The sequence below is a fragment of the Klebsiella sp. ME-303 genome (genome assembly GCF_007910085.1).
Lineage (GTDB): Bacteria > Pseudomonadota > Gammaproteobacteria > Enterobacterales > Enterobacteriaceae > Klebsiella > Klebsiella michiganensis.
Window position 1 is genome coordinate 1 of the sequence record NZ_VOJB01000074.1, and the last position, 2,372, is coordinate 2,372.

Genomic DNA, 2,372 nt, shown 5'->3' on the forward strand with positions numbered 1-2,372 from the left:
ACAAAAAACCAGACCGCACCAGCCTGTAGCCCGGGTAAGCGCAGCGCGACCCGGGAAGAAACCGCACCAATGCATCAACTCCGGCGCATTCCCCGGGTTGCGGCGTAACGCCTTACCCGGGCTACCGACTAAAAAAGGCAACTTACGTTGCCTTTTTGCTTTTACCTTTCTCCTCGCCTATGCGAAGAGGCAAGGATCAACTGATTTAACCAAGAATTTCGCGTTGCAGAAAGGCGTCAAGACCCGAAATCCCCGGGAGCTTACATCGGTAAGTGACCGGGGTTGAGGGGCGCAGACAACGCATCTGCGGCGTGAAAGGCGCAGGTTAAATTATTTGGCGTCGGTCGCCGTACCATTAGCATGCCAGGTAAACACGCCGAACTCGAAGCCCTTCAGATCGCCCTTCTCGTTCCAGGTGAGCGGCCCCATTACGGTGTCGACCGTTGCGCCCTTCAGGTATTTAGCGATTTCAGCCGGATCTTCTGACTGATTCAGGCCCGCTTCCAGCGACTGCAGCGCGGCATAGGTGGTCCACACGAACGCGCCGCTTGGATCCTGTTTCTTCGCTTTGATCGCATCCACAATCGGTTTGTTCGCCGGAACCTGGTCGTAGTTTTTCGGCTTGGTGACCAGCATACCTTCCGCAGAAGCGCCCGCGATATTAGACAGGGACACGTTCGCTACCCCTTCCGGCCCCATAAACTGCGTTTTCAGGCCAGCGGCGCGAGACTGACGCAGGATCTGCCCCATCTCCGGGTGGTAGCCGCCGTAGTAGACGAAGTCGATATTCTCTTTCTTCAGACGCGCCACCAGGGTAGAGAAGTCTTTCTCACCGGCGGTGATACCGTCAAAGAACACCACGTTAGCGCCGCCCTTCTTCAGGTTATCCTGTACCGCGCGGGCCAGGCCCTCGCCATACTGCTGTTTGTCGTGGACAATCGCGATGCGCTGCGGCTTCACTTTTTCCAGGATGTATTTGGCAGCGGTTGGCCCCTGATCGGAGTCCAGACCGGTGGTGCGCAGAATCAGATGATAGCCGCGAGCCGTCAGCTCCGGCGCGGTGGCCGCCGGGGTGATCATCAGCACGCCTTCATCTTCATAGATATCAGACGCCGGCTGGGTGGAAGAAGAGCACAGGTGGCCGATAACGTATTTGATACCGTCGTTAATCACTTTGTTAGCGACGGCAACCGCTTGTTTCGGGTCACAGGCGTCGTCGTATTTTACCATCTGCAGCTTATTGCCTTTGATACCGCCTTTGGCGTTGATATCGGCAATGGCCTGCTCTGCGCCAGTAAACTCCTGGTCACCGTACTGCGCTACCGGACCGGACATCGCGCCAACAACGGCGACTTTGATATCTTCGGCCATTGCCGCACCGCTCATGATTAAGGCAATACATCCTGCCAGTAACGCTTTACCCTTCATATTCATCCTGAGGCTCCCCATTATTATGGTTTTTGCATTTGTTGTGATGTTGTTTATTAGCGCATTATTCTAATTAGACACATAAGAAAAGCATATGATAGTTAGATTAGGGTCTGCCGCCTGCGCTTTTGCAGCACACTATGCTAAACATACCGTCATTCAGGAGAATTGGAAACGATAAAATTGCGGAGTATGTAACAGATAAGTGACAAATAAAAACCCGCGCCGGAATAAACCGAACGCGGGGGCATGAGCAACGCGACTACCAGCCCGCAGGCAGGTAGCCAAAGGCCGAAGCGATGGCGTAGGCGGCGCTGCAAAGATAGAGCAATACGATGAAGATCTGGATTAAGGGATGCGTGATTAGCGCCGGGCAGGTCCAGCCGGGGGTGATGTCACCCTGCCGACGCGAGCCTTTGAGGATCAGGATCGGCATGATAGATAAAATCACCCCGCTAAATACTCCGGCAAAATAGAGCGCGTTCACGAAGGATACCATCCCGCTATAGGCCAGAATAAAAGGCGGCACGGCGACCACTAACAGCACCTTAAAGCGTTTGAACGGCTGCTCGTCGTTACCCAGGCGAAACTGATCGAAAATATTGGTCAGGAAGCTTCCGCCCAACCCCCAATAGGAGGTCAGCATCGCGCAGAGCGCAAAAAGATTTGCCGAGAAGAAAGCCCACTCGCCGAGCGCCCTGCCCCAGGAAATGGTTGCCACATCAGAAATATTATCCAGCCCGCTTAATGCAATCACCGAAAGCGGGACCAGCGCCAGCAGGCAAAAGGTTAATAACATCCCCACCATAATGGCCTTCGGCAGCTTCTCCGGTTTATCGGCGAAGCCGCGCGCCATCTCCGGCACGATATACTGCGCGGAGAAACAAAACGCGACAACGTTAAATACCGGCACCATATACAGCCAGTTGCCGTCCAGCAAATAA

General features: G+C 54.4%; 2 protein-coding genes. Both read right to left on the reverse strand.

Features of this window, described 5'->3' with window-relative positions:
* Positions 1–330: 330 nt before the first annotated feature.
* Entirely contained in the window at positions 331–1,434 is a 1,104-nt protein-coding gene (locus FQK12_RS13060; protein ID WP_014227091.1) for a branched-chain amino acid ABC transporter substrate-binding protein, read from the reverse strand.
* A gap of 256 nt (positions 1,435–1,690) precedes the next feature.
* On the reverse strand, positions 1,691–2,372 hold a 682-nt coding region (locus tag FQK12_RS27660; RefSeq protein WP_315898956.1), incomplete at its 5' end, for an aromatic amino acid transport family protein.

Coding starts and splice junctions, on each gene's coding strand:
- FQK12_RS13060 (WP_014227091.1), bottom strand. CDS start 1,434: ATGAATATGAAGGGTAAAGCGTTACTGGCAGGATGTATTGCCTTAATC.